This window comes from Aeromonas sp. 602658, assembly GCF_049173005.1.
GTDB lineage: Bacteria > Pseudomonadota > Gammaproteobacteria > Enterobacterales > Aeromonadaceae > Aeromonas > Aeromonas veronii_A.
Genome location: NZ_JAAKRF010000013.1, coordinates 1 through 24,494 on the forward strand (window position 1 = coordinate 1; position 24,494 = coordinate 24,494).

General features: G+C 61.4%; 17 protein-coding genes and 1 tRNA gene. 7 read left to right on the forward strand and 11 right to left on the reverse strand.

From position 1 onward, the window contains the following. Position 1: 1 nt before the first annotated feature. Together G5253_RS11280 and plsY are read right to left on the reverse strand one after the other, a co-directional pair. Positions 2 to 77 (reverse strand) — tRNA-Phe (locus tag G5253_RS11280). Between the two features lie 47 nt (positions 78 to 124). Then, positions 125 to 787 (reverse strand): glycerol-3-phosphate 1-O-acyltransferase PlsY, encoded by a 663-nt coding sequence (plsY, locus tag G5253_RS11285; protein WP_064337611.1) that lies wholly within the window; start codon positions 785 to 787, stop codon positions 125 to 127. Positions 788 to 944: 157 nt separating this feature from the next. Here plsY and folB point away from each other — a divergent pair, with 157 nt between their 5' ends. From folB to G5253_RS11300, 3 genes are all read left to right on the forward strand, one after another. Beyond that, positions 945 to 1,316, forward strand: coding sequence for a dihydroneopterin aldolase (folB, locus tag G5253_RS11290; protein WP_005355064.1), 372 nt, complete (start codon positions 945 to 947; stop codon positions 1,314 to 1,316). Next, positions 1,316 to 1,825, forward strand: coding sequence for a 2-amino-4-hydroxy-6-hydroxymethyldihydropteridine diphosphokinase (gene folK / locus G5253_RS11295; RefSeq protein WP_005336107.1), 510 nt, complete (start codon positions 1,316 to 1,318; stop codon positions 1,823 to 1,825). Before folB ends, folK begins: the two co-directional genes overlap by 1 nt. A 126-nt stretch (positions 1,826 to 1,951) precedes the next feature. Beyond that, complete coding sequence (locus tag G5253_RS11300) at positions 1,952 to 2,440, forward strand: YbaK/EbsC family protein (RefSeq protein WP_005336108.1); 489 nt, start codon at positions 1,952 to 1,954, stop codon at positions 2,438 to 2,440. Here the strand turns inward: G5253_RS11300 and mdtD are convergent. Further along, positions 2,412 to 3,827, reverse strand: a complete 1,416-nt coding sequence (gene mdtD / locus G5253_RS11305) for a multidrug transporter subunit MdtD (RefSeq protein WP_266134887.1) — start codon at positions 3,825 to 3,827, stop codon at positions 2,412 to 2,414. The genes G5253_RS11300 and mdtD overlap by 29 nt on opposite strands. A gap of 11 nt (positions 3,828 to 3,838) precedes the next feature. Next, the gene (locus G5253_RS11310; protein ID WP_005355070.1) at positions 3,839 to 4,447 is read right to left on the reverse strand and encodes a TetR/AcrR family transcriptional regulator; all 609 of its coding nucleotides are present in this window, start codon (positions 4,445 to 4,447) and stop codon (positions 3,839 to 3,841) included. Between the two features lie 90 nt (positions 4,448 to 4,537). Here G5253_RS11310 and G5253_RS11315 point away from each other — a divergent pair, with 90 nt between their 5' ends. After that, on the forward strand, positions 4,538 to 5,638 hold the full coding sequence (locus tag G5253_RS11315) for an efflux RND transporter periplasmic adaptor subunit (protein ID WP_265062011.1): 1,101 nt from the start codon (positions 4,538 to 4,540) through the stop codon (positions 5,636 to 5,638). Then, a complete protein-coding gene (locus tag G5253_RS11320; RefSeq protein ID WP_266134888.1) occupies positions 5,635 to 8,742 on the forward strand; it encodes an efflux RND transporter permease subunit in 3,108 nt (1,035 codons plus the stop codon). The genes G5253_RS11315 and G5253_RS11320 overlap by 4 nt, the downstream gene beginning before the upstream one ends. Here the strand turns inward: G5253_RS11320 and G5253_RS11325 are convergent. From G5253_RS11325 to G5253_RS11345, 5 genes are all read right to left on the reverse strand, one after another. Continuing rightward, positions 8,727 to 9,854 carry a CobW family GTP-binding protein gene (locus G5253_RS11325; RefSeq protein WP_266134889.1) on the reverse strand — a complete coding sequence of 376 codons (1,128 nt, stop codon included), beginning with the start codon at positions 9,852 to 9,854 and terminating at the stop codon, positions 8,727 to 8,729. The two genes, G5253_RS11320 and G5253_RS11325, sit on opposite strands and share 16 nt — an antisense overlap. Before the next feature lie 9 nt (positions 9,855 to 9,863). Then, entirely contained in the window at positions 9,864 to 11,258 is a 1,395-nt protein-coding gene (locus tag G5253_RS11330; protein ID WP_266134890.1) for a D-arabinono-1,4-lactone oxidase, read from the reverse strand. 183 nt (positions 11,259 to 11,441) lie between these two features. Next, positions 11,442 to 13,007: an EAL domain-containing protein gene (locus G5253_RS11335; RefSeq protein WP_266134891.1), complete on the reverse strand. Its 1,566-nt coding sequence runs from the start codon at positions 13,005 to 13,007 to the stop codon at positions 11,442 to 11,444. A gap of 280 nt (positions 13,008 to 13,287) precedes the next feature. Beyond that, positions 13,288 to 15,885, reverse strand: a complete 2,598-nt coding sequence (gene acnB, locus G5253_RS11340; protein WP_266134892.1) for a bifunctional aconitate hydratase 2/2-methylisocitrate dehydratase — start codon at positions 15,883 to 15,885, stop codon at positions 13,288 to 13,290. A gap of 229 nt (positions 15,886 to 16,114) precedes the next feature. Then, the gene (locus tag G5253_RS11345; protein WP_266134893.1) at positions 16,115 to 18,370 is read right to left on the reverse strand and encodes a patatin-like phospholipase family protein; all 2,256 of its coding nucleotides are present in this window, start codon (positions 18,368 to 18,370) and stop codon (positions 16,115 to 16,117) included. A gap of 234 nt (positions 18,371 to 18,604) precedes the next feature. On the opposite strand from G5253_RS11345, the gene G5253_RS11350 reads away from it, so the two are divergent. Beyond that, the gene (locus G5253_RS11350; protein ID WP_421203350.1) at positions 18,605 to 20,515 is read left to right on the forward strand and encodes a methyl-accepting chemotaxis protein; all 1,911 of its coding nucleotides are present in this window, start codon (positions 18,605 to 18,607) and stop codon (positions 20,513 to 20,515) included. Positions 20,516 to 20,658: 143 nt separating this feature from the next. Next, entirely contained in the window at positions 20,659 to 20,841 is a 183-nt protein-coding gene (locus G5253_RS11355; protein ID WP_005341657.1) for a hypothetical protein, read from the forward strand. Positions 20,842 to 20,910: 69 nt separating this feature from the next. On the opposite strand, the gene lpdA is transcribed toward G5253_RS11355, so the two are convergent. Both lpdA and aceF read right to left on the reverse strand, forming a co-directional pair. Next, positions 20,911 to 22,338: a dihydrolipoyl dehydrogenase gene (gene lpdA / locus G5253_RS11360; RefSeq protein WP_005336123.1), complete on the reverse strand. Its 1,428-nt coding sequence runs from the start codon at positions 22,336 to 22,338 to the stop codon at positions 20,911 to 20,913. 148 nt (positions 22,339 to 22,486) lie between these two features. Beyond that, entirely contained in the window at positions 22,487 to 24,376 is a 1,890-nt protein-coding gene (gene aceF, locus G5253_RS11365; protein WP_266134895.1) for a pyruvate dehydrogenase complex dihydrolipoyllysine-residue acetyltransferase, read from the reverse strand. Positions 24,377 to 24,494 lie beyond the last annotated feature (118 nt).

A 24,494-nucleotide genomic window follows, 5' to 3' on the forward strand; every position in this document is an offset into this window, starting at 1 on the left:
TTGGTGCCCAGAGACGGAATCGAACCGCCGACACGGGGATTTTCAATCCCCTGCTCTACCGACTGAGCTATCTGGGCGTGGGCGCTATTAAACGGATTTTAAGGCGGATGGTCAACGGGAAATTTCACTTTTTGTCTCGTTCGTCTCTTTTTTGCGCAACATCGTCCATTTCTGCCACTTCTTCGGCACAGGCCGTGCCTTTTCGCCCCCAGACTCTGGGTTCCTCTCCTTTGAGCAGGCGGGAGATGTTCTCGTGATGGCGGATCAGAATGAGGCAGGAGAGCAACGAGACTGGCAGGGTATATTCGGGTTTGAGCAGGTAGGTAAAGAGCGGCGTCAGCAACACGGTAATGATGGAGGCCAGCGAGGAGTAGCCGCTCACCAGCAGCACCAGCAGCCAGGTACCTATCACGGCGCCCCCCATGGTGAAACCGATGGGCATCATGGTACCCAGCGCCGTCGCCACCCCTTTGCCACCACGAAAATGAAAGAAGATGGGGTACATATGGCCGAGGCAGGCGGCGACCCCGATAAAGCCGAGGTAGACGGGTTTGATCTGCAGATACCAGGCGAGATAGACAGGCACAGTGCCCTTGAGCACATCAAGCAGCAGCACCACCAGCGCCGCCATCCGGCCACCGAGGCGCAGCACATTGGTTGCCCCCGGATTGTGGGAGCCATGATCCCGTGGGTCGGGCAGACCGGTGCAACGGGAGACCAGCACAGCACTGGATAGTGAACCACCCAGGTAGGCCAGAATAATCATCAAAATCGTCAGGGCCGTCATCTTGGTCGTTTTTACCACGATATGAATGGGGTATGATGCGGACCACATACGCTGGCATGGGCCCATGCCCACCCAGAGCGCCTCGGCAAGCCTGTTGCCCGGCCAGCATCCCTGCGCTGTCATCACAGCCCATCAAGAGTAAAGAAGAAGTACAGTCATGGACAAGGTGTTTATTCGCGGACTCGAAGTTTTGACCACCATCGGTGTATATGAGTGGGAGAAGGGCATTCGCCAAAAGCTCCGTTTTGACCTCGAGATGGGGTTCGACAACCGCCCCGCGGCAGCAACCGACGACATCAATCTGGCACTGGATTATGCCGACCTCTCCAACAAGATTTGCGAGCATGTCAGCGGCAAGGTGGTCGAGCTGGTCGAGACCATGGCCGAGCAGGTCGCCATGCTGGTGCTCGCCGACGAGCGGGTACAGTGGGTCAAGGTGACCCTCACCAAGCCGGGCGCCGTGCCCAATGCCGCCGGGGTCGGCGTCGAGATCCTGCGTCATCGCACGCCGGCCGCGAGCAGCAACTGATGACCACCATCTATATCAGCCTGGGCTCCAACATCGAGCGGGATCGCCATATTCGCGCCGGGCTCGATGCCCTGCACGCCGAATTTGGCGAGCTGCGGGTCTCCCGGGTATTCGAGAGCGAAGCGGTCGGCTTCAACGGCCGCCCCTTCTACAACCTGGTGGCGGCTGCCGAGACCGATCTGCCGCTGACCACCGTCTGCCAGCGACTGCGGGCCATGGAGTTCGCCCACGGCCGCGAGCCGGATGCCAAGAAGTTCGCCCCGCGCACCCTGGATCTCGATCTGCTGCTCTATGGCGATCTGGTCTGCGACACCCCGCTGGTGCTGCCGCGTGGTGAAGTGCTCACCAACGCCTTCGTGCTGTGGCCGCTGGCCGAGCTGGCCCCTAAACTGCGCCACCCGGTCGATGGCCGCACCATGGGCGAGCTGTGGCAAGCCTATGACAAGGCCTCCCAGCAGCTGTGCCCCATTCCCTTTCACTGGGAAGCGTGCGAATTGCAGCATCACTGATCCGCAAGGGCGCCTCACGGCGCCCTTGTTGTTTCCACAGACAGGGTTGCTTATCACGGATAAGAAAGTGTCATTGGGCCTGACCCTGCGAGGCTGGCAGGATAACGCCCACTACAGGAGAACCCCATGCCACTCGATACCATTCACCACTTTAACTGCCAGCTGCTGGCCGAACTGCCCCACCAGCGCTATGAGCATGAACCTATTCTCGACTACGCCACCGACGAAAAGGTCAAGGCCCGCCTCGGCTGGCAGGCGGAGTTCAGCAAGACCCTGTTTCTCAAGTTCAAGGATGGCCGCTTCGCCCTGCTGCTGACCCACAGGGACGGGCGGCTCGACAACAAGGCAGTCAAGGCCGCGCTCGGCGCCAAACCCTCCATCTGCACCGCCGAAGAGATGCAGGCGGAGATTGGCTGCCTGCCGGGGGCGGTCTGCCCCTTCCTACCCCGTGCCGATATTCCGCTACTGGTGGATCCGCAACTGCTCAACCACACCGCCTTCACCTGGACTCCGGGCCACCCGGAGCAGACCTTTCTGCTGGCGACCGAGCATCTGGCCGAGGTACTGGCGCAACTTCCCTGCGAAGTCAGCTATCTGCCCGCGCCGACGGCGTAGCCCCATCGCGCGCCAGCTGGGCGAAGATCAGCGCTGCCAGCATGGAGAGCAGCCCGACACAGAGGTAGGTAAGATGGAATCCGGCCAGCCACTGACCCTCGGCCACTAAGGTGCCCGCTGAGGTGCCCGCCGAGAAGAGCCCGAGCAGGCTGGCGGCAATCGCCACCCCCAAGCTCATGGAGAGCTGCATCACCACCGAGAGCAGACCGTTGCCACTGCTGGCCAGGGTCGGGCTGAGATCTTGCAGCGTGAGAGTGTTCATGGCGGAGAACTGCAGCGAGTTGATGGCACCGAAGATCGCCAGCCAGCCCAGCAGGACCCCGTAGGGGAGCTGGTTGTCGATAAAGTAGAAGCTGGCGATCATCGCCCCCAGCAACAGGGTGTTGCCGATCAGAATGCGGCGATAGCCCACCGTCGGAATCAGCTTGTTCACCAGCGTCTTGGTCAGCATGGCGCCAATCACTGTGGGGATCATGGTCATCCCCGCCTTGCTCGGGGAGAAGCCGAGCCCCAACTGCAGAAACAGCGGGGTGAGGAAAGGCATGGCGCCGCTGCCAAGGCGGGCAAACAGGTTGCCCCAGATGCCGATGGCAAAGGTGGCGGTCTTGAACAGGCTCAGGCTAAAGAGCGGCTGCGGTGCATTGGCGGCATAGAGCCAGTAGCTCGCCATCGCCGCCAAGCCGAAGATCAGTGCAAACAGCGCCCAACCGGTGGAGATGCTGTGCTCCCCCAGACCCTGCAAGCCGACCGACACCAGCACCATGCCGACGCTGAACATCACAAAGCCCTGCCAGTCGAACCGGGCGGTCTGCTGCCGCAGCTCCGGCATAAAGTGCCAGCTGGCGATAAAGCCGAGCAGCCCCACCGGCAGGTTGATGAGAAATACCCAGTGCCAACTCGCCACTTCCACCAGCCAGCCACCGAGTGCCGGCCCCATCAACGGGCCGAGCAGCCCAGGGATGGTGACAAACGACATCACCCGCAGCAGCTCGTGCTTGTCATAGACCCGCAGCACCGCCAACCGTCCCACTGGCATCAGCAGCGCACCGCCAATCCCCTGAAGTACCCGGGCGGCCACCAGCATGGAGAGCGAATTGGAGGCGGCGCAGGCGAGCGAGCCGAGGGTAAAGAGCGAGATGGCAGCCAGATAGATGCGACGGGTGCCGAATCTGTCAGCCAGCCAGCCGGAAGCCGGGATCAGCAACGCCACCGTCAACATGTAGGCAATGATCACCGACTGCATCTGCAGCGGGCTCTCTCCCAAGGTCTCGGCCATGCTGGGCAGGGCGGTGTTGAGAATGGTGCCATCCAGCGCCTGCATAAAGAAACCGACCGCCGCCAGCAGGGGCAGCCACTTGCGCTGGGCATCTGTCACTGTGTGGCTCATTGCCACCTCCATTATTTTTGCGGGGGAGCGGCGGCGGTCAGGAAGAGATCGACACAACTCAGGGTCCAGGCATCCTGCTCGGCAGCGCTCTGGGTCAACGGCAGACCCAGCTCACGGAGCATTCGCTCCTTGCCCTGCCACATCAGCAACAGCTGCAAGGCGGCCTGTTCGCTGTCTTGATGGCACAGCAGACCTTGCTGCTTCTGCTGCTCCAGCCAGTTGGACAGCATCTCGGTCACATAGAGCGGGCCCGCCTCGAAAAAAAGGGTGGCCAGCTGGGCATCGTTGCAGCTGATGCAGGTGCGAAAGATATTGATGGCATCATCGCTCAGGATCAACTTGCGAAAGCTGCGACCAAAGGCAATCAGGCTCTCCCGCACATTGTTGCCACGCAGCAACACCTCAGGCATCAGCTCGCTGCTGACGCACTTGCTGCCCACCGCTTCGGCAAACAGCGACTCCTTGTTGGCAAAATGGCTGTAGACCGTCTGCTTGGAGACGCCCGCTTCACTGGCCACCATGTCCATGCTGACCAGATGCAGACCGTGCTGACAGAAGAGCCGCCCGGCAGCATCGAGGATCGCAGCCCGCTTCTGCTGACTACGGGGTGAAATGTTCATTTTTCCTCCACAATCAAACTGGACAGTCTAGTTTCGAAAAACTAGACTCACCGGTGTGATTTGATGTTATGTCAACCAGAGGATGATGTCATGACACTTTGCTTAATCCTGCTGGCGCTGTTACTGAGTGGCTGCAGCCCGGTCACAGAGTCAGAAGAAACACCCGCCCTGACCCGGGTGATCGCCCAGCCGCTGCAAGCCAGCGATCACTACCCGGTACTGCACCGCTTCAATGGCCGGGTGATCGCTCCCGAGCACAGCCAGATAGGTTTCGAGCTGGCAGGGCGGATCGCCACCCTGCACAAGGGACGCGGAGAGCCGGTAGCGGCTGGCGAACTGCTCGCCACACTGGACACCCGGCTGCTGGCAGTGGAAGCCAAAGAGCTGGCCGCCCGGGCTGCCCAGAACGAGGCCGAGCTGACCCTTGCCCGGCAGACGCTCGACCGGCTCACCGCCTTGCGCCAGCAGCAGTTCAGCTCCCGTCAGGCGCTGGATGAACAGCAAGGCAAAGTCCGCATGCTGGAGGCAAGCGCCAACCAGCTGGCCGCCGCCCTCGAAGCCAACCGGGTCAAACAGGAGAAATCACAGCTGCGCGCCCCCTTCAACGGAATTGTGGTCAGCCGCGAGCAGGCATTGGGGGCCGTGGTGGCCGCAGGTCAGCCTCTCTTCTCCCTGACCCGCAGCGGCCAGTGGGAGGCCGATATCGGCGTACCGGTGAAACAGGCCGAGTCCCTGATCGTCGGCCAACGCTATCCCCTGCAAAGCGGGGCGCAATCACTGGAGGGGCGCCTGCTTAATCTGGGGGTACAAGTGGACGGGCAGACCCACACCCGCACCGCCCGCTTCCAGCTGACCCGGGGCGGCGAACAGCTGGCAGAGGGGCAACTGATCACCCTGTTGCATCAGACCCGCGAGCCCACCCGCGCCTACGAGGTGCCGCTCACCGCGCTGACCCAGGGATTGCGCGGCAGCTGGACCCTTTATCTGCTCAATGACGAAACGCCACCCCGGGTGGTCAGTCGGGACGTAACCCTGCTGCAGCAAGATGGCGAGCGGGCCTGGATCAGTGGTGCCCTGAACGGACAAGAACAGCTGGTGACCGATGGCCTGCATAAACTGGTGCCGGGCCAGCAGGTCACCCTGACCACCAGCGTGGATCATCAGATAACGCATCCGGAGCCACAGTCATGATCCGCCCGTTTATCGAGAATGGCCGCCTGCTGCTGTTGACGGTCGCGCTGCTGCTGACGGCCGCCCTTGCGGCATTGCAGACCCTGCCCAGAACCGAAGATCCCCAGCTCACCAGCCGCTTTGCCAGCGTGGTTACCCACTTTCCCGGGGCCAGCGCCGAACGGGTGGAAGCGCTGGTGAGCGAGCCCATCGAGAACCGGCTGCGGGCCCAGAGCGAGATCAAGCTGATCGAGTCGAGCTCTCGCCCCGGTCTCTCCATCATCAATCTGGAGCTCAAGGATGAGGTCAGCGATGTCGAGCCCGTCTGGTCCAGAGTCCGTGATCGGCTGGCAGACCTTGCCGCCGGGCTGCCAGCCGGAGCCAGTGCCCCCAGGCTGGATGACGAGAAGGGCTACCCCTTCACCCGGCTGGTCAATGTGGTCTGGCGCGGGCCGGGCCAGCCGCAGCTGGATCGCCTCGCCCGCTACAGTGCCGAGCTGGAGCGCCGGGCTCGCCAGCTGCCGGGTACCGAATACGTCGAGCGGGTCGGGGCACCGCAGGAGGAGATCGAGGTGCGGTTCGATCCCCTCGCCCTCAGTGCCAGCGGCATGAGTGGCGAACAGCTTGCCCAAGCGCTGAGCGGTGCCGATGCCAAAGTGGCCGCCGGGGAGTTGCAGGGCAGCCACAATCGCTTTCAGGTGGAGATCCGTGGCGCCCTCGATACCCTGGAGCGGATCCGCCAGATCCCGCTGCGTACCGGCGAGCAGGGCCAGACCCTGCGCCTTGGCGATCTGGCCGAGGTAAGGCGTACCCTGCACCAGCCGGAGAGCCAGCTGGCCTTTGCCAATGGTGAGCGGGCCGTGGTGGTCGGCCTACGGATGGCACAGGATCACCGCATCGACCTCTGGTCGGCACGGGTCGATACCATGCTGGCCCAGCTGCAACAGGACTTGCCGGATAATATCGGTCTCGTCACCAGCTTCGATCAGCAGCGTTATACCGATCAGCGGCTCGACACCCTGCTCATCAACATTGTGCAGGGCTTCCTCATCATAGTGGCCGTGCTGCTGGTGACCTTGGGGGTCAAGGCCGCCATTATCGTGGCCCTGTCGCTGCCGCTTACCGTGGCGTTCTCATTCGCCTGCATGAACCTGATCAATCTGCCCATTCACCAGATGTCGGTCACCGGTCTAGTGGTGGCGCTCGGGATCATGGTGGACAACGCCATCGTCATGGCGGATCGGGTGCAGTATCAGCGCCGCCGCGGCATGGCCATGAGTGCCGCCGCACTGGAAGCCATCGGCCACCTCTGGCTGCCACTGCTGGGCTCCACCCTCACCACCATGCTCGCCTTTATGCCGATCATTCTGATGCCGGGCCCGGCGGGCGAGTTTGTCGGCGGCATCGCCTGGGCGGTGATCTGCTCGCTGCTGGGATCCTACCTCATCGCCCACACCCTGGTGGCTGGCCTCGCAGCCCGCTGGATTGGCAGTGACCAGGGGGGACGCTGGTATCAGGATGGCTTGCACCTGCCCCGGGTGAGCGCACGTTTCCAGCAGAGCATCGCCATGGCGCTGGCTCACCCCTGGCGAACCCTGCTGTTGGTCAGTCTGCTGCCCCTGCTCGGTTTCTGGGTGGCGGGCCGCCTCACCGAACAGTTCTTTCCCCCTGCCGACCGGGACATGATCCACATCGAGGCCAGCCTCTCCCCACAGGCGAGCCTGGCGCGCACCCGCGAGCTGGCACTGGGGATCTCCGCCGAGCTGGCCAGTCTCCCCGAGCTGGTTCGACAGGATTGGGTGGTGGGCGACAACGCCCCCAGCTTCTACTACAACCTGGTGCCCAGAAAACAGGGGCGGGCCGATTACGCCCAGGGGATGATCACTCTGCAGGATGCCGATGCTGCCGAGCGGCTCATTCCACAACTGCAGCAGCGGCTCGATGCAAAATTTCCCGAAGCGCAGATCCTGGTACGCAAGCTGGAACAGGGACCACCTTTCAATGCCCCGGTCGAACTGCGGCTGTTTGGCCCCGACCTCGAACAGCTGCACCGCCTGGGAGAGGAGCTGCGCAGTCTGCTCGCCAATACCCCGGCCGTGGTGCAGACCCGCGCCACCTTGCAGGCCGGGGCTCCCAAACTCTGGTTGCAGGTCGATGAGGAGGCCGCCCGACTGGCTGGCATGAGCCTGACCGATGTCGCCTCCCGGCTGGCGGGCGCACTGGATGGCAGGTTGGGCGGCACTGTGCTGGAAGGCACCGAGTCGATCCCGGTTCGGGTGCGGCTGGCCGAGCCCTTGCGTCAGGATCCGGATGCGCTGCTCAATGTGCCGCTGTCGCTCACCGGCACCGGCCAGCAAGGGGCAGCCAATCTCACCTTGCGGGCACTGGCCACTCCCGAGCTGCTGCCAAGCTGGGGGGAGATCAGCCGTCGGGATGGTGAGCGGGTCAATGTGCTGGAGGCCTATCTGGCGGTCGGCGTACTGCCGCAAACCGTGCTGGAGCAGGTCAAAGAGAGGCTGGCCGCCAAGGCGCTGGCGTTGCCGCCGGGCTATCGACTGGAGTTTGGCGGGGAAGCCGCCAAGCGGGATGAATCGGTGGGCAATCTGATGGCGCATGTCAGCCTAGTCGCCGTGCTGCTGGTGGCCGTGCTGGTGCTCAGCTTCAACTCGTTCCGGCTGGCGGGCATCGTCACCCTGGTGGCGATCCAGTCGGCGGGGCTCGGGCTGCTGTGGGTCTGGCTACTGGGCTACCCCTTCGGGTTTACGGTGATCATCGCCCTGCTGGGACTGATGGGGCTGGCCATCAACGCCGCCATCGTCATTCTGGCCGAGCTGAAGGCAGACCCGCTGGCACAGCAGGGCAATCTGCCGCAGATCTGTGACCTGGTGGCCGGTTGCAGCCGCCACATCGTCTCGACCACCATCACCACGGTGGGCGGCTTCATCCCGCTATTGCTGGGGGGCGGCGGCTTCTGGCCCCCCTTTGCCATCGCCATCGCCGGTGGCACAGCGCTGGCGACCCTGCTCTCGTTCTACTTTGTGCCGGTGGCGTTTGTGTTGTTCAACCGCCGCCGTCCTGACCCGGAGCAGGAGAGCTGCAACGCGCAAGATCAGTTGTCGGGCTGACCCAGCATGGCTTTGAGCCGCTCTTCCAGAGTGGGCTCGGGGGCCTTTAAGGTCGCCATAAAGAGCTGCTCGATACCGGCCTTGTCCTGACTTTTCACGATAAACACCAGTCGGGACTGGGCCTTGCCCTCCGGCCAGTCGCCCAGCGCCTGCAGCGGATAGAGCTGGCCGTGGACGCCGTGGATCACCACCGGCTGGCTTTCGCCCTCCAGCTGCAAGATCCCCTTGAGGCGCAGCAGGGCATCGCCGTATTGGGCCTGCACCGCATCGATGGCGGCCAGCAAACGAGAGGGTTTGAGCGGCTCGCCGATGCGCAGGGAGAAACTCTCGATGTTGCCGTGCTCGAAGTGGGTGGGCGCAGCTGTGCCCACCTTGGCGGCGAACGGCTTCATCTTCGGCTGCATGGGTGAGGCCAGCCCCTGCCTGGGGGATTCGGTGCGCAGCCAGGCCAGCAGCTGGCGCACATCGCGCCCGGCCGCTTCGTTGTAGGCGCCGAGCTTCTCCAGCACCCTGGGCGACAGTTCGCCATTGGTCACCTGCTGGATCGGGGCCGCCGGATTGAGTGCCACCAGCTGGTCTTCGACCCGCGCCAGCTGCTCGCCATCCACCAGATCGCCTTTGCTCACCACCAGCAGATCCGCCAGCGCCACCTGTTTCACCGCCTCATACTGGGCCGCCAACTGCTGCTCGATATGACCGGCATCCACCACGGTGACGGTGCCATCGAAGCGGTAGCGCTGGGCGATAAAGCCCTCTTCGCGCAGGGTAAAGAGCACGGGGGCCGGATCGGCGAGGCCAGTGGTCTCGATAATCAGCCGCTTGAACGGTTTGATCTTGCGCTGGATGGCCTTCATAAAGAGCCCCTGCAACGCCTCCACCAACGAGCCCTGTACCGAGCAGCAGATGCAGCCGGAGTCGAGCAGCATCACCTGCTCATCCACCTGCTGCACCAGATGGTGATCCAGCCCCACCGAGCCGAACTCGTTGATCAGCACTGCGCACTCACCGAGCTCCGGCTGCTTGACCCAGTGGTTGAGCAGAGTTGTCTTGCCGCTGCCGAGAAAGCCGGTCAGCAGGGTCACTGGGATACGGGTATCTTGCATATCGGTCATGTCAGATCCTTACCGGTTGGCAAACAGGTCGCTGAGCCAGCGGTTTTCAAAGCGGCCGTGGGGGTCGAGCTCGGCTTTCAACGCCACGAAGTCGTTCCAGCGCGGCAGCAGGGCCGGGAAGTCATACAGATCCATCGCCAGGTGCTTGCCAAAGTGCGGGATGCCGCCGAGCGGCACCAGCAGTTGCTGCAGCTCGCGCATCTGCTCCATCGAGCCGTTGACGAAGGTGCCGTCCGCCGCCAGATAGACCAGAAAACCGATCCAGCAGACCGGCTGGCCGTAAGCGGCGCTGAGCCAGGCCTCGGAGGGGCCGGTGCAACGCAGAATAAAGGGGTAGTGCAGCACGCCCGGGTTGGCCTGCTGCCACGCTTGCAGGGTCTCCAGCGCCTCGTTCATCCGATGCAGCGGCACCGCCACCTCGCAGTTGATCTGGGGGGCCGGGATCCCCTTGCAGAGGATCTGGTAGACGTTGCCCACCAGATCGGAGGCATCCTTGAAGCGGCGTACCGTCTCGAAGTGCTCACCGGCCAGCGCCTCATCCTTGGTATCTTTCGCCATCTTCTGCAAGGTGGCATCAATGGTGGCATTCATGCGGGCGTCGATATCACCATCCAGCAGCAGCAGCTCGCTGCCGCCTGCGCGGTAGCGGGCCACCTCCTCATCAGAGGCGGGATCCACCAGCCAGATGTGACTCTCGCCGGTCCAGGCAAACCACCAGCTCTTCACAAAGCCGTGCTCGCGGTTGAGCCGCTCGTTGTGTTCCAGCAGGAAGGGATAGTCGGTGGTGAACTTGGTGCAGCGCATGATGCGGTTGGGCACGGTACGCAGGGTGATGTCGAGCAGGATGCCGAGCATCCCCATCCCCATCACGAAGGCGCCGAAGCGCGGATCGGTGCGATCCACCCGGATGATGTCGCCATTGGCCTGCATCACCGTCATCGCCTCCACCGCATCGCAGAGGGCTGACTGGTGCAGCCCCTGGCCGTGGGTGCCGGTGCTGAGGGCGCCGCCCAGGGTCTGGATGCCGATAACGCCCGGGGATGCGGGCAGCATCCGCTCCATGGCGATCAGCTCGGCATAAACGGTATCGAGCGGCGTCCCCGCCTGATAGGTCACGGTATCGGCAGTTTTCGCCAGCTGGCCGCGCAGGTGGTGCAAGTCCACCAGCAGCGCCTGACTGCCTTCGGCATAGACGCTGTGGATGGGTTCGAAAGAGAGGCCGGAGCCGATAAGGCGCAGCTTGCGCTCGGGGTGTTCCCGCAGCAGCATTTGCAACTCGTCGCGGGTTTTCGGGCGCCACACCTGATCCAGCGCCCCGAGGGGATTGGTTCTCGACCAGTTGAACAGCACCTCCCGATTACCGATCGCCTTGATGCTGTGAAATGCCTGGAACTGAACCGTCATACCGCGCCTCATCTTTTACTGACGTCAAAATGAGCGCCGATTCTACCGAAAAGCGAGCCGCAAGGCATGAAAAACAAGCCCCTGCACTCGAGGGGGGATAGGGGGAGAGCACTCCCCTACCCTGCCAGACAGGAGCTTGGCCGCCCGTCTGTCACCGATAGATCAGGTGGCGTTCGGGATGCCTCATACCCCATCTGGCTGGCGGGTTTGTGCCTCTTCCGGCAGCAGCTCCTCGCAAAACTGGCGCAGCGGCATGGGGCGGGCAAACAGATACCCCTGCAGATAATCGACCCCTTTGGCCCTGAGGTAGTCAGCCTGACGCTCACTCTCAACCCCTTCCGCCACCAGCGCCAGACCGAGCCGGGTCGCCAGATCGATCACGTTGTCCACGATATGTTCCGAGAGGGACTCGGTACCGATACGGGCGATAAAGGATTTGTCGATCTTGAGGTAATCCACATGAAACTGCTGCAGGTAAGCCAGGCTGGAGTGGCCGGTGCCAAAATCGTCGATGGCGAGTTTGACCCCCATCTCGTCCAGCTGGCGGAACAGGGAGAGGGTCTGGGGATCTGACATCAACAGCTCCCGCTCGGTCAGCTCCAGCACCAGTACCACCTTGCCGGGAACAAAGTGACCGAGGAAGGCGCGACACTCGGCCAGCAGGGCAAAATCGTGGCAATGGGCGGCGCTGATGTTGAAGCTGATATGAAACCCATCGGGCAACTGCTCCTGAGAGCGGTTCAACCGTGTCGCCACCTGCTTCATGATATGGGTGGTCATGGGTACGATCAGTCCCGACTCCTCCGCTTGCGGAATAAAGAGATCGGGCCGGATCACCCCTTCATTGACATGCTCCCAGCGCATCAGCACCTCGGCGCCCATCATCTTGCCGTCGTGGCTGGCAATCAGCGGCTGCAGATAGGGAACAAACTCCCTGGCCCGCAGGGCACGTCGCAACTCATCTGTTGGCGAGCCGGGACGCCCCAGCACCCACCACACCAGCCAGGCCAGCAAAAGCGAGGAAACCGCCAGCCACGACAGCGCCACGTGCCGCGCGGCCCACAGCGACTTCCAGTAGACCGGCATGGCATAACCGGCATGGATGGTGAAAGGATAATGGGATGAGGTGAGGGCCTGGCTGATCCCGCGATGGAGGGTGGGCGCTTCGCTCAGATAACGGCCAGACTCATTGAGCCAGGCCGACCCCACCTGCAGATAGAGCGCACTGGATTTTCCGCTCATAGAGAGCATGAAGCTGAGCTGGGTACTGTCGATGGCGCTCAAGGCGGCATCCTTTCCCTGCTCGGTGCGCACCACCAGCAGAGGGTGATTTTGCCGCACCCGGTTGCCACTCATCAGCAGTAGCTTGCGGCCGGTGTAGATGGAGCCGTCATCGGCATCATTGGCCTCACCAAACAGCGAGGTGCAATTGATGATGCCGTTTCGTACCAGATTGACCGAACGCAGGAAGGGCTCGATGGCGACCTTCTTGCGCAGCACCAGCAGGTTGTCGCGACAGGGAGCATTCACCAGAGGCAGCACGGAGCGATTAGCCTGCTCCGCATGATCCAGCATCGACTCCATCAGGGTTCTGGCCTTGTGGGCCGAGGCGCTGGATTCCGCTTTCAGCTCCTGCACATAATTGCTGTGGATGAGCCAAGCTCCCACCAGCAGCGGCAGGGTAAAGACCAGCAAGGCACCGCCGAAGCGTAACCCGGTTCGGGAGAGATCGATCCTGAACAGAAACATAAAGAACCACGCCGCAATTCGTCAGGCCTGCCAACGCAAGCACCCAGTGAACAGATATCCACTTTCCCTCGATAACGATGCCTCATCATTACCGCACATAACCGAACAACATAACCCAAAGCGTTTATAAAACGAACCACCAAACAGGTGGTTGGATCTCTCTAGCAAGGATCGTGCAAACAATCCTCAAAAAAGACGGTGAATAACACACAAATAAATAATGCCGCGTAAATACGCGGCATTATTGGCTTCTTATCGCGCAAATCGCGCAAGAACTCCGTTAAACGGCTTGCTGCAGGATCACCGCATCGGCCTTCTTGGTGTAGGAGGCAATCTCGTTGAAGTTGAGGTAGCGGTAAGTATCTGCCGCAGTGGCATCGAGCGCCTTGGCGTACTGCAGGTACTCCGCCACGGTCGGGATCTTGCCGAGGATGGCGGCAACAGCTGCCAGCTCCGCAGAGGCCAGATAGACGTTGGCACCTTTACCCAGACGGTTCGGGAAGTTACGGGTGGAAGTGGAGACCACCGAGGCCCCTTCCGCTACCCGCGCCTGGTTGCCCATGCAGAGGGAGCAGCCCGGGATCTCGATGCGGGCCCCGACGCGACCAAAGATGCCGTAGTAGCCCTCTTCGGTCAGCTGATCCTTGTCCATCTTGGTGGGCGGTGCGATCCACATACGGGTCGGCAGCTCGCCCTGATACTTCTCGAGCAGTTTGCCGGCGGCACGGAAGTGACCGATGTTGGTCATACAGGAACCGATGAACACCTCGTCGATCTTGTCACCAGCCACGTCGCTCAGCAGACGGGCATCGTCCGGATCGTTCGGCGCACACAGGATCGGCTCCTTGATGGTGGCCAGATCGATCTCGATGATTTCGGCGTACTCGGCATCCTTGTCCGCTTCCATCAGGGTCGGGTTGGCCAGCCACTCTTCCATCCCCTTGATGCGACGGGTGATGGTGCGCACGTCACCGTAGCCTTCGGAGAGCATCCATTTCAGCATCACGATGTTGGACTTCAGATACTCGATGATCGGCTCTTTATCCAGCTTGATGGTGCAACCGGCAGCGGAACGCTCGGCGCTGGCGTCCGCCAGTTCGAACGCCTGCTCTACCTTCAGGGTCGGCAGACCTTCGATCTCGAGGATGCGGCCGGAGAAGATGTTCTTCTTGCCCGCTTTCTCGACAGTCAGCAGCCCTTTCTGGATGGCGGCATAGGGGATGGCATGAACCAGATCACGCAAGGTGATGCCCGGTTGCAGCTCGCCCTTGAAGCGTACCAGCACGGATTCCGGCATATCCAGCGGCATCACGCCGGTAGCAGCGGCGAAAGCCACCAGACCGGAGCCCGCCGGGAAGGAGATACCGATGGGGAAACGGGTGTGGGAGTCACCACCGGTACCCACGGTATCCGGCAGCAGCATGCGGTTCAGCCAAGAGTGGATGACGCCGTCACCCGGACGCAGAGAGACACCGCCGCGGTTCATGATGAAGTCCGGCAGGGTGTGGTGAGTCTGTACGTCGATGGGCTTCGGATAGGCTGCGGTATGGCAGAAGGACTGCATGGTCAGATCGGCGGAGAAGCCGAGGCAGGCCAGATCTTTGAGCTCGTCGCGGGTCATCGGGCCCGTGGTATCCTGGGAGCCGACCGTGGTCATCTTGGGCTCGCAGTAAGTGCCCGGGCGAATGCCCTTCACGCCGCACGCCTTGCCCACCATCTTCTGGGCCAGAGTGAAGCCTTTACCGGTATCGGCCACCGGCTGCGGACGACGGAATACGGTGGAGAACGGCAGACCCAGCGCCTCGCGGGCCTTGTCAGTCAGGCCGCGACCGATGATCAGCGGAATACGGCCACCGGCGCGTACTTCGTCGATCAGCACGTCGGTTTTCAGTTCAAACTGCGCCAGCACCTGTTCGGTGCCGTGTTTGCAGATCTTGCCGGCATAGGGGTAGATGTCGATCACATCGCCCATTTCCAGCTTGGAGACGTCCACTTCGATAGGCAGGGCACCGGCATCTTCCATGGTGTTGAAGAAGATCGGGGCAATCTTGCCACCCAGACAGACACCGCCAGCGCGCTTGTTCGGCACGAACGGAATGTCGTCGCCCATAAACCAGAGCACCGAGTTGGTGGCGGATTTACGGGAAGAGCCGGTACCGACCACGTCACCCACGTAGGCCAGCGGGAAGCCTTTCTCTTTCAGGGCATCGATGGTCTTGATGGGGCCGACGGCGCCATCCTTGTCCGGGGTAATGCCGGGACGGGCGTTTTTCAGCATTGCCAGCGCGTGCAACGGAATATCCGGGCGGGACCAGGCGTCCGGTGCCGGCGAGAGGTCGTCGGTGTTGGTTTCGCCGGTCACCTTGAACACGGTGACGGTGATCTTCTCGGCCAGTTCCGGGCGGGAGAGGAACCACTCGGCATCAGCCCAGGATTGCATCACCTGTTTGGCGTGGACATTGCCCGCCTTGGCCTTCTCTTCCACGTCGTGGAAGGAGTCGAACATCAGCAGGGTGTGGGAGAGCCCCTTGGCGGCAAGCGGCGCCAGGGAGGCGTGATCCAGCAGGTCGATCAGCGGTTGAATGTTGTAACCACCCTGCATGGTGCCCAGCAGCTCAACGGCTTCGGCGGCAGTCAGGATGGGAGAGTGGGCTTCGCCCTTGGCGACGGCGGTGAGGAAACCGGCTTTGACATAGGCCGCTTCATCAACACCGGGGGGAATACGGGAGGACAACAGCTCTTTCAGAAAGTCTTCTTCGCCAGCGGGCGGGTTCTTGAGAAGCGTTACCAGGGCGGCGACCTGCTCTGCATCCAGAGGTTTGGCAACCACGCCCTCGGCGGCACGTTCTGCGACGTGTTTACGGTATGTTTCAAGCACGACTAATTCCTCTTTGGTCTTTTTTTGGGGTTCGCCCACGCTCGCGGCGATCGTCCTTGCGGGACACCCCGTAGGGTGCTCCCCACTATATAAGTTTTAACGACTAATTAAAATCCAAACCCTGTTTACTTATTCACCACAAAATCATAACCAATTAAACAGACTGGTGTTTTTTGAAAATTAATTGAACACCCTCAACCAGAGTTAACAAATTGGCATCATTTCGGCATTATTCGAACGTACTGCCCAATTGCAGATAGAAGACGTCATTGCCCCCCTCCGCCATGCCGTAGCCGAGGAACACAGGGCCGAGGAAGCTCTCCACCCCGACATAAAGCGACCCGGCGGTAAACGAGCTCTCCAGACTGATATCCTCCCCCTTGTTCCAGACCCCGCCCTGCTCCAGAGATCCGCCCAGATAGAGCGGCATCTTGAGGGCACCGAAGTCATTGTCTGCCACCCGATAGATGTAACGCAGGCCACCAAACAGGCTGTAGCGACCGCTCAGCTGGTAGCGCTGGAAACCTGAGAGGCGGAACAGCCCGCCCAGATCCTGAATATGCAGTGGCACCACCTCTTCACTGCCCGAGCCACCTCCTTCGAGGATCAGGTTGAGGCTGTGCCTGTCCCATGACCAGGGCTTGATCATGGAGAGTTGATAATTCCAGCCTTCACTGCGGCCATCTGCCGACTCGAGTCCATCCACACTGACGTGGGAGTGGCCCAGTTTCATATCCCACTTCACCCCCTGATAGGGGAAATAGCGGCTATCCAGATTGTCGTGTTCAAAGCGGACATAGGGGCCCCACGCCGTGGCATCCCCTTGCAGCTCTTTGAAGTTTTTGATCTCGATACTGCCCGTCTGCCCTTCCAGCCCCATAGACAGGCGGCTCCAGGGCTGACGATTCCAGCCGACCGCCAGATCGGCGCTGAAGAAGGAGTACTCGGTATCGAGATAGGTAAATATCGGTTCGTCCGGATCCGGATTAAAGAGGCTTCTCTGGGTCTGGTCATAGGCCAGGCTCGCCTCGCCATAGAAGGTCTGGGAGGGCTCCAGCGGTGTATAGAAGTCGGTCTTGATATGTTTGGCCGTGCCCAGTGATGCCTCGGTCAACCACTCGGCCCCCCACTCGTTGACGTTGGTGAGGGTGTAGGACATGCCGACGTTGTAGTTGGAGGTATTCTCGAAGTCATCGGTGAAACCGAACTGGAAGTTGAGGTAACCAGGCCCCCAGTTCTTCTCGCTGGCATCCACTACCAGCACGTTCTCCCCATCGCGCTCCTCCACTTCATAGGTGATGCGGTCAAACGACTCCAGCGCATAGAGGCGGCGAATGCCAGCCTCCAGACTCTCGTTGGTCTGGATCTTGTCCGGCCGAACCTTCAGCATGGCGTGCACCGTCTCGTCGGAGAGGCGCGACTTGTTGATGATCTCCACCTTGTCGATGAAGTAGGCGGGTTGACCACTTCGCTCGGCACGGCGGCTCAGCTTCTGGTTGCGATAGGCGTTGTACTGCGCCTTGGTGAGCGACAGCTTATCGAGTTGCAGCGACGCCTTGTACGCCGCCGCCTCACCCATTTTGATCCCCTCCGGCATGCGGGCAAAGTCGGCGATCCCCATATCGCCAAACTCGGGAGCGATCAGTATGTCTTTCGGCCCCATCAGCGCCTTCTGCTTGTCGGTACCCACCTGGGTCATGTAGGTGGTGAGCTGGTCGATCATCGCCAACCCTGACTTGAGTGATTCACGGGTACGCAGCTTGGCACCGATATCCACCGCGATCACCACGTCGGCCCCCATTGCCTTGGCGACATCCACCGGCATGTTGTTGACGCTACCGCCGTCCGCCAGGATGTGCCCCTCCCACTCCACCGGCTTGAGGGCACCGGGAATGGACATGGAGGCCTGCATTGCCTTGGCCAGGCTGCCGTGATCCAGCACAAAGGGGGTGACCGTCTCCATGTCGGTCGCCATGGCGCGGTAGGGAATGGGGAGATCGTCGAAGCTCTCCTGTACCGGCAGGTTGGAGGTGGCCCCCCGCAGCAGGCTGGCCATGGATTGGCCCTGGAAAAAACCGTCCGGCAGCTGGGTGGTGTCGCCATTCACCCCGATATCGGTGCGCAGCTGATACTGCTCGTTCTGCTGCTTTTTACGCAACGACAGCTCGTCGCGGCCCACCTTGTCCTGATAGCCCTTGTTCCAGTCGATGGCCAGGGTAGTGCGCTCCACCTCCTCGGCACTGAGCCCCATGGCGTACATCCCCGCCACATAAGAGCCCATGCTGGTGCCGACTATGATGTCGACCGGAATCCGTTTCTGCTCCAGCACCTTGAGGATGCCGATATGGGCCGATCCCTTGGCGCCGCCGCCGCTGAGCACCACCGCAATTTTCGGGCGATCCCCCTGTGCCGCCACAGCCAGCAGTGGGCAGGCCGCCAGCATCACCAAAAGCAGACGGGTCCATCCCGCACCTAAGCTGCGCATCATATTTTCCATATTATTCAGAGGGTCAGTCACCAAGGATGGCCTCTACTATAAGGGGCCCGGCAGTTAGCGCAACCGTCAATCCGCATCCCGCCTGTGCTGCATGGCGAAGGGGCACGCCGCCGCCCCTGTGAGCGCAAACGTAATCCGCAAATAAAGGGCTGCAAGCCTCATGGGTAGCCCCGCGCTGCCGCTAATATGAGCGTCGTCAATCTCAACCTTTTGAGCACCTTTATGCTGGCAACCCTCACTCTTAAACAGAAAATACTGGCCACGGTCACCCTGGCCGTGGTCGTCTCCTGCCTGCTGGTAGGCTACTTCAGTCAACGCTCGGCCCAGCAACTGATCGAAAACCGGATGTTCGAGCAGGAGCTCCCCAACCTGACCCAGCGGATCAGCAAGGAGATTGAACAGGATCTCCACGGCATCGCCCAGGCCGCCCGCCAACTGGCCACCGACCGCTTCATCCTCGACTGGGTGGATCGGGGCATGCCCAAAGAGCAGGAGCCGATCCTCATCAACCAGCTCAAGGATGTGGCCAACCAGTATGGTCTGGTGACCGCCTCCTTCGCCGATCGCCAGAGTGCAGCCTACTACAACCAGGATGGCTTTCTGCGCAACCTGACCCCAGCGCAGGACGCCTGGTTCTATGACTACACCAAGAGCCAGAAGGAGATGACCCTCAGCATCTTCCGCGAGAGCAACGGCGAGGTGAAGCTGTTCGTCAACTTCCAGCAGCTCAACGGGCGCGGGCTGGCCGGCTTTGCCAAATCCCTCGACACCATGGTGACCATGGTCTCCAACTTCCGGCTGGAAGAGAGCGGCATCGTCTTTATGGTCGATGGCAGCGGCAAGGTGAAGCTGCACCCCGAGGCTAATCGCATCGAGCGTGACACACTTGGCAACATTACCAGCGGTGATACCGGCAGCCTGCTGGCCAAACGCCCCTTTGCCGTCATCAACGCCGAAGTCAATGGCGAGCCCATGGTACTGGCCAGCAGCTATATCCCGCTGCTCGACTGGTATCTGGTGGCCCAGGTGCCAGAAGCCGAGATCTATGCCGAGCTAGATCAGACCCGCAACGAGATCCTGATGATCTCGCTGGTGATTGCGCTCGCCATGGGGCTGATAGGGATGCTGCTGGCAGGCTCGGTCAGCCGCCCGCTCAACGAGCTGGCCCGCCTGTTCAAGGAGCTGGGCAGCGGCGATGGGGATCTTACCCAGCGCCTGAAAGTGGAAGGACGTGACGAGCTGAGTCAGGTCGCCACCGGTTTCAACAACTTCGTCGCCAAGATCCACGGCTCCATCGAGCAGGTGGCGGAGAACTCTCGCCAGCTCGCGGCCACTGCCAATGAAGTGGCAACCAAGGCCCAACTGACCCAGCACAACTGTACCGCCCAGCGCGACCGTACCGTGCAGGTGGCCACCGCCATCCACGAAATGGGCGCTACGGTGAGCGAGATCGCCGGTAACGCTTCGCTGGCAGCAGAAGTAGCCAGACAGGCCAACGATCAGGCCGATGCAGGGGCAGTAGTGGTAGCGCAGGCGCGCCACGGCATCGTCGGCCTCTCCGGCGAGATTGAGCAGGTGGCAGGGGTTATCGAGTCGCTGGCAAGCCAGACCGACTCCATCGGCAGCATCCTCGAAACCATCCGCAGCATCTCGGAGCAGACCAACCTGCTGGCACTGAACGCCGCCATCGAGGCCGCACGGGCCGGTGAACAGGGTCGCGGTTTCGCCGTGGTGGCAGATGAGGTGCGCAATCTGGCCAACCGCTCCGCCGCCTCGACCGCCGAGATCCAGGGGATGATCAACCGCTTGCAGGAGCAGAGTGCCCGCGCCGTCAGCGCCATGGCACAGGGGCGCAACCAGAGTCTGGAGGTAGTGAGCCAGGCCGATGAGGCCAACGCCGCCCTCGGCCAGATCACCGCCCACATCACCCAGATCAACGACATGAATATCCAGGTCGCCACCGCCACCGAGGAACAATCCAGCGTAGTGGGCGAGATCAACCGTAACGTAGAGGACATCAACCAGCTCACCATGGAGACCGCCGACATTGCCCACCAGCTGACCGAGTCCAGCCGCAGCCTGCAGCAGCTCTCCGGTCAACTCGACAAGCTGGTCGGCAACTTCCGTCTGTAGTCTGCATCCCACTTATGAAGACTCACCAGAGGGCGCTGCGGCGCCCTCTGTCATAGCCACGGCAAACGGTGACGCACGGCCATTCAACCGCCGTTATGCGGCTCTCGAAATGCCTCATAATCAGGGAAATATGAGGAGGAGTTATGGGCAAGCTGATCGTAATGATATTGCTGGGGGGAGTGCTCAGCGCCTGCAGCAGCGGGCCGGTACGAGTACACGGCGCCGACGTGAGCGTAGACGATACCCGGATCCGGGTCAGTGACGGCAGTGGTGGCGGTTATGGCACCTTCTGCCCGCCCGGTCAGGCCAAGAAGGGGCGCTGCTAACCTCTTAGCCAAACCCGAAAACAAAAAGCCGCTCATTCGAGCGGCTTTTTAGACAAGTGGGGAAGAAAATTACTTTTTCTTCTTGGCCTTGGCGTTCGGCAGGTCGGTGATGGAGCCTTCGAACACTTCGGCAGCCAGACCCACGGACTCGTGCAGAGTCGGGTGAGCGTGGATGGTCAGCGCGATATCTTCGGCGTCAGCACCCATCTCGATGGCCAGACCGATTTCACCCAGCAGTTCACCACCGTTGGTACCGACGATGGCACCACCGATGACGCGGCCGCTCTCCTTGTCGAAGATCAGCTTGGTCATACCGTCGGAGCAGTCAGACGCGATGGCGCGACCGGAAGCAGCCCACGGGAAGGTGGCAACTTCGAAGTTCAGGCCCTGTTGCTTGGCTTCCTTCTCGGTCAGACCAACCCATGCCATCTCTGGCTCGGTGTAGGCGATGGACGGGATCACTTTCGGGTCGAAGTAGTGCTTCTTGCCGGCGATCACTTCGGCGGCAACGTGACCTTCGTGAACACCTTTGTGCGCCAGCATCGGCTGACCCACGATGTCACCGATGGCGTGGATGTGCGCCACGTTGGTACGCAGCTGCTTGTCCACCTCGATGAAACCGCGCTCGGTCACGGCAACGCCAGCTTTCTCGGCATCCAGCATCTTGCCGTTCGGCACACGACCTACAGCAACCAGCACGTTGTCATAACGAACCGGCTCGGCCGGGGCGTGTTTGCCTTCGTAGGATACGTACAAGCCGTCTTCGCGCGCTTCAACTGCGGTGACCTTGGTCTCCAGCATGATGTTGAATTTCTTGGCGACGCGCTTGGTATAGATCTTGACGATGTCTTTGTCGGCAGCCGGAACCAGCTGGTCGGCAAATTCCACCACGTCGATCTCGGAACCCAGAGAGGAGTAAACGGTACCCATCTCCAGACCGATGATACCGCCACCGATAACCAGCAGTTTGCCGGGAACGGTTTTCAGCTCCAGCGCATCGGTAGAGTCCCATACGCGGGGGTCATCGTGGGGGATGAACGGCAGCTTCACCGGACGGGAACCGGCCGCGATGATGGCGTTGTCGAAGGTCACGGTAGTCTTGCCGTCGGCACCTTCCACTTCAAGGGTGTTCGGGCCGGTAAATTTACCCAAGCCGTTAACAACCTGAACTTTACGCATCTTGGCCATGCCAGCCAGACCGCCGGTCAGCTGATTGATAACCTTCTCTTTCCACAGACGGATCTTGTCGATGTCGGTCTGCGGGGCACCGAAGACGATGCCGTGCTCGGCCAGCGCCTTGGCTTCTTCAATCACTTTGGCAACGTGCAGCAGAGCCTTGGAGGGGATGCAGCCCACGTTCAGGCAGACGCCACCCAGGGTGGAGTAACGCTCGACGATAATAGTATCCAGACCCAGATCGGCTGCACGGAAAGCAGCGGAATAACCGGCAGGGCCAGCACCCAGTACTACGACCTGGGTTTTGATTTCTTTACTCATCATGACCTCTTTGTCGTTCTTATATCCCCGGACAGCGCAGTCTTATACCGAAACGGGTGGCTGCAGCCGTGAAAAAAACGGGGCAAGTTTACGATCATGTTAATGAAATGAGAAGTAAAAAGGGCAGGCTCTGGGCCCGCCCTCTCACTTACAGGACCAGTCGACGAATGTCGGACAGCACGCCGTTCATGGTGGTGATGAAGCGAGCCCCATCAGCACCATCGATCACGCGGTGGTCGTAGCTCAGAGCCAGCGGCAGCATCAGGCGCGGCGCGAACTCTTTGCCGTTCCACTTCGGCTTCATCTCGGACTTGGAAACACCGAGAATGGCCACTTCCGGCGCGTTGACGATCGGGGTAAAGCTGGTACCGCCGATGCCACCCAGGCTGGAGATGGTGAAGCAACCGCCCTGCATGTCGGCAGCGGTCAGCTTGCCGGCACGGGCCTTCTTGGAGATCTCGGCCAGATCGCGAGAGAGCTCCATGATGCCCTTCTTGTTAACATCGCGCACCACGGGCACAACCAGACCGTTGGGGGTATCTACCGCCACACCGATGTGGATGTACTTCTTCATGATCAGCTTGCTGCCATCTTCGGACAGGGAGCTGCAGAAGCGCGGGTGAGCTTCCAGCGCCTTGGCGGCGGCTTTCAGGATGAACACCAGCGGGGTGATCTTCACGTCGGCCTTCTGCTTCTCGAGCATCGCGTTCTGCTCTTTGCGGAACGCTTCCAGCTCGGTGGTATCGGCTTCGTCGAACTGGGTGACATGAGGGATCATGACCCAGTTGCGGTGCAGGTTCGGACCGGAGATCTTCTGGATGCGGGTCAGCTCGACCTCTTCCACATCACCGAACTTGCTGAAGTCTACTTTCGGCCACGGCAGAACGCCCAGACCGTTGCCACCGGCTACGCCGGCAGAGGCAGGAGCGGACTCGGCACGCTTGATGGCATCCTTCACGTAGGCTTGCACGTCTTCTTTAACGATACGGCCCTTGCGACCGGAGGCTTTCACCTTGGCCAGGTTGACGCCGAACTCGCGCGCCAGACGGCGTACCGCCGGAGAGGCATGTACGTAGGCATCGTTGGCAACGAAGTCGGTCGCAGCGGCAGCAGCCTGGGCAACCGGAGCCGGAGCTGCGGCAACAGGGGCTGCAGCGACCGGAGCGGCAGCTTGAGCAACCGGCGCGGCGGCAGGGGCTGCGCCAGCCACTTCGAATACCATGATCAGGGAACCGGTGGAGACCTTGTCACCCGCCTTCACCTTGATCTCTTTGACCACACCGGCGAACGGCGCAGGCACTTCCATGGAGGCCTTGTCACCTTCCACGGCGATCAGGGACTGGTCGGCTTCAACCTTGTCACCCACAGCAACCATGATCTCGGTGACTTCCACTTCGTCGCCACCGATATCCGGTACATTGACCTCTTTGGCAGCAGCGGCAACCGGGGCAGCAGCCACGGGCGCGGCAGCTTGAGCCGGAGCAGCAGCGGCAGCAGGCGCAGCGCCAGCTACTTCAAAGACCATGACCAGAGAGCCGGTAGAAACCTTGGCGCCAGCGGCAACCTTGATCTCGACCACGCGACCTGCGAACGGAGCCGGTACTTCCATGGAGGCCTTGTCACCTTCCACGGCAATGATGGACTGCTCGGCTTCTACCATGTCGCCCACGGCAACCATGATTTCAGTCACGTCCACTTCGTCGTCACCTATGTCCGGTACGTGCACATCTTTGCGCACGGCAGCGGCAGGTGCGGCGGCCGGAGCAGCAGCAACCGGTGCAGCCACTTCAGCAGGGGCGGCAGCGCCTTCGGCTTCGAAGATCATGATCTGGGAACCGGTGGCAACCTTGTCGCCCACCTTGATCAGGATCTCTTTGACGATACCGGCGGACGGAGCCGGAACTTCCATGGAGGCCTTGTCGCCTTCTACCGCGATGATGGACTGGTCCAGCTCGACCTTGTCACCCACGGCCACCATGATCTCGGTGACTTCAACTTCATCGGCGCCGATATCCGGCACCATAATCTGTTTGGACATTGTGCTTTATCCTCTTGCGTCGATCCGCGTGACTGGCTGATGCCGCCACGCACATCTCGCGTTAACCGTTTTAAATCCTGGCAGGGTCGCGCCGCATGACGGCGCGACCCTTGATCCA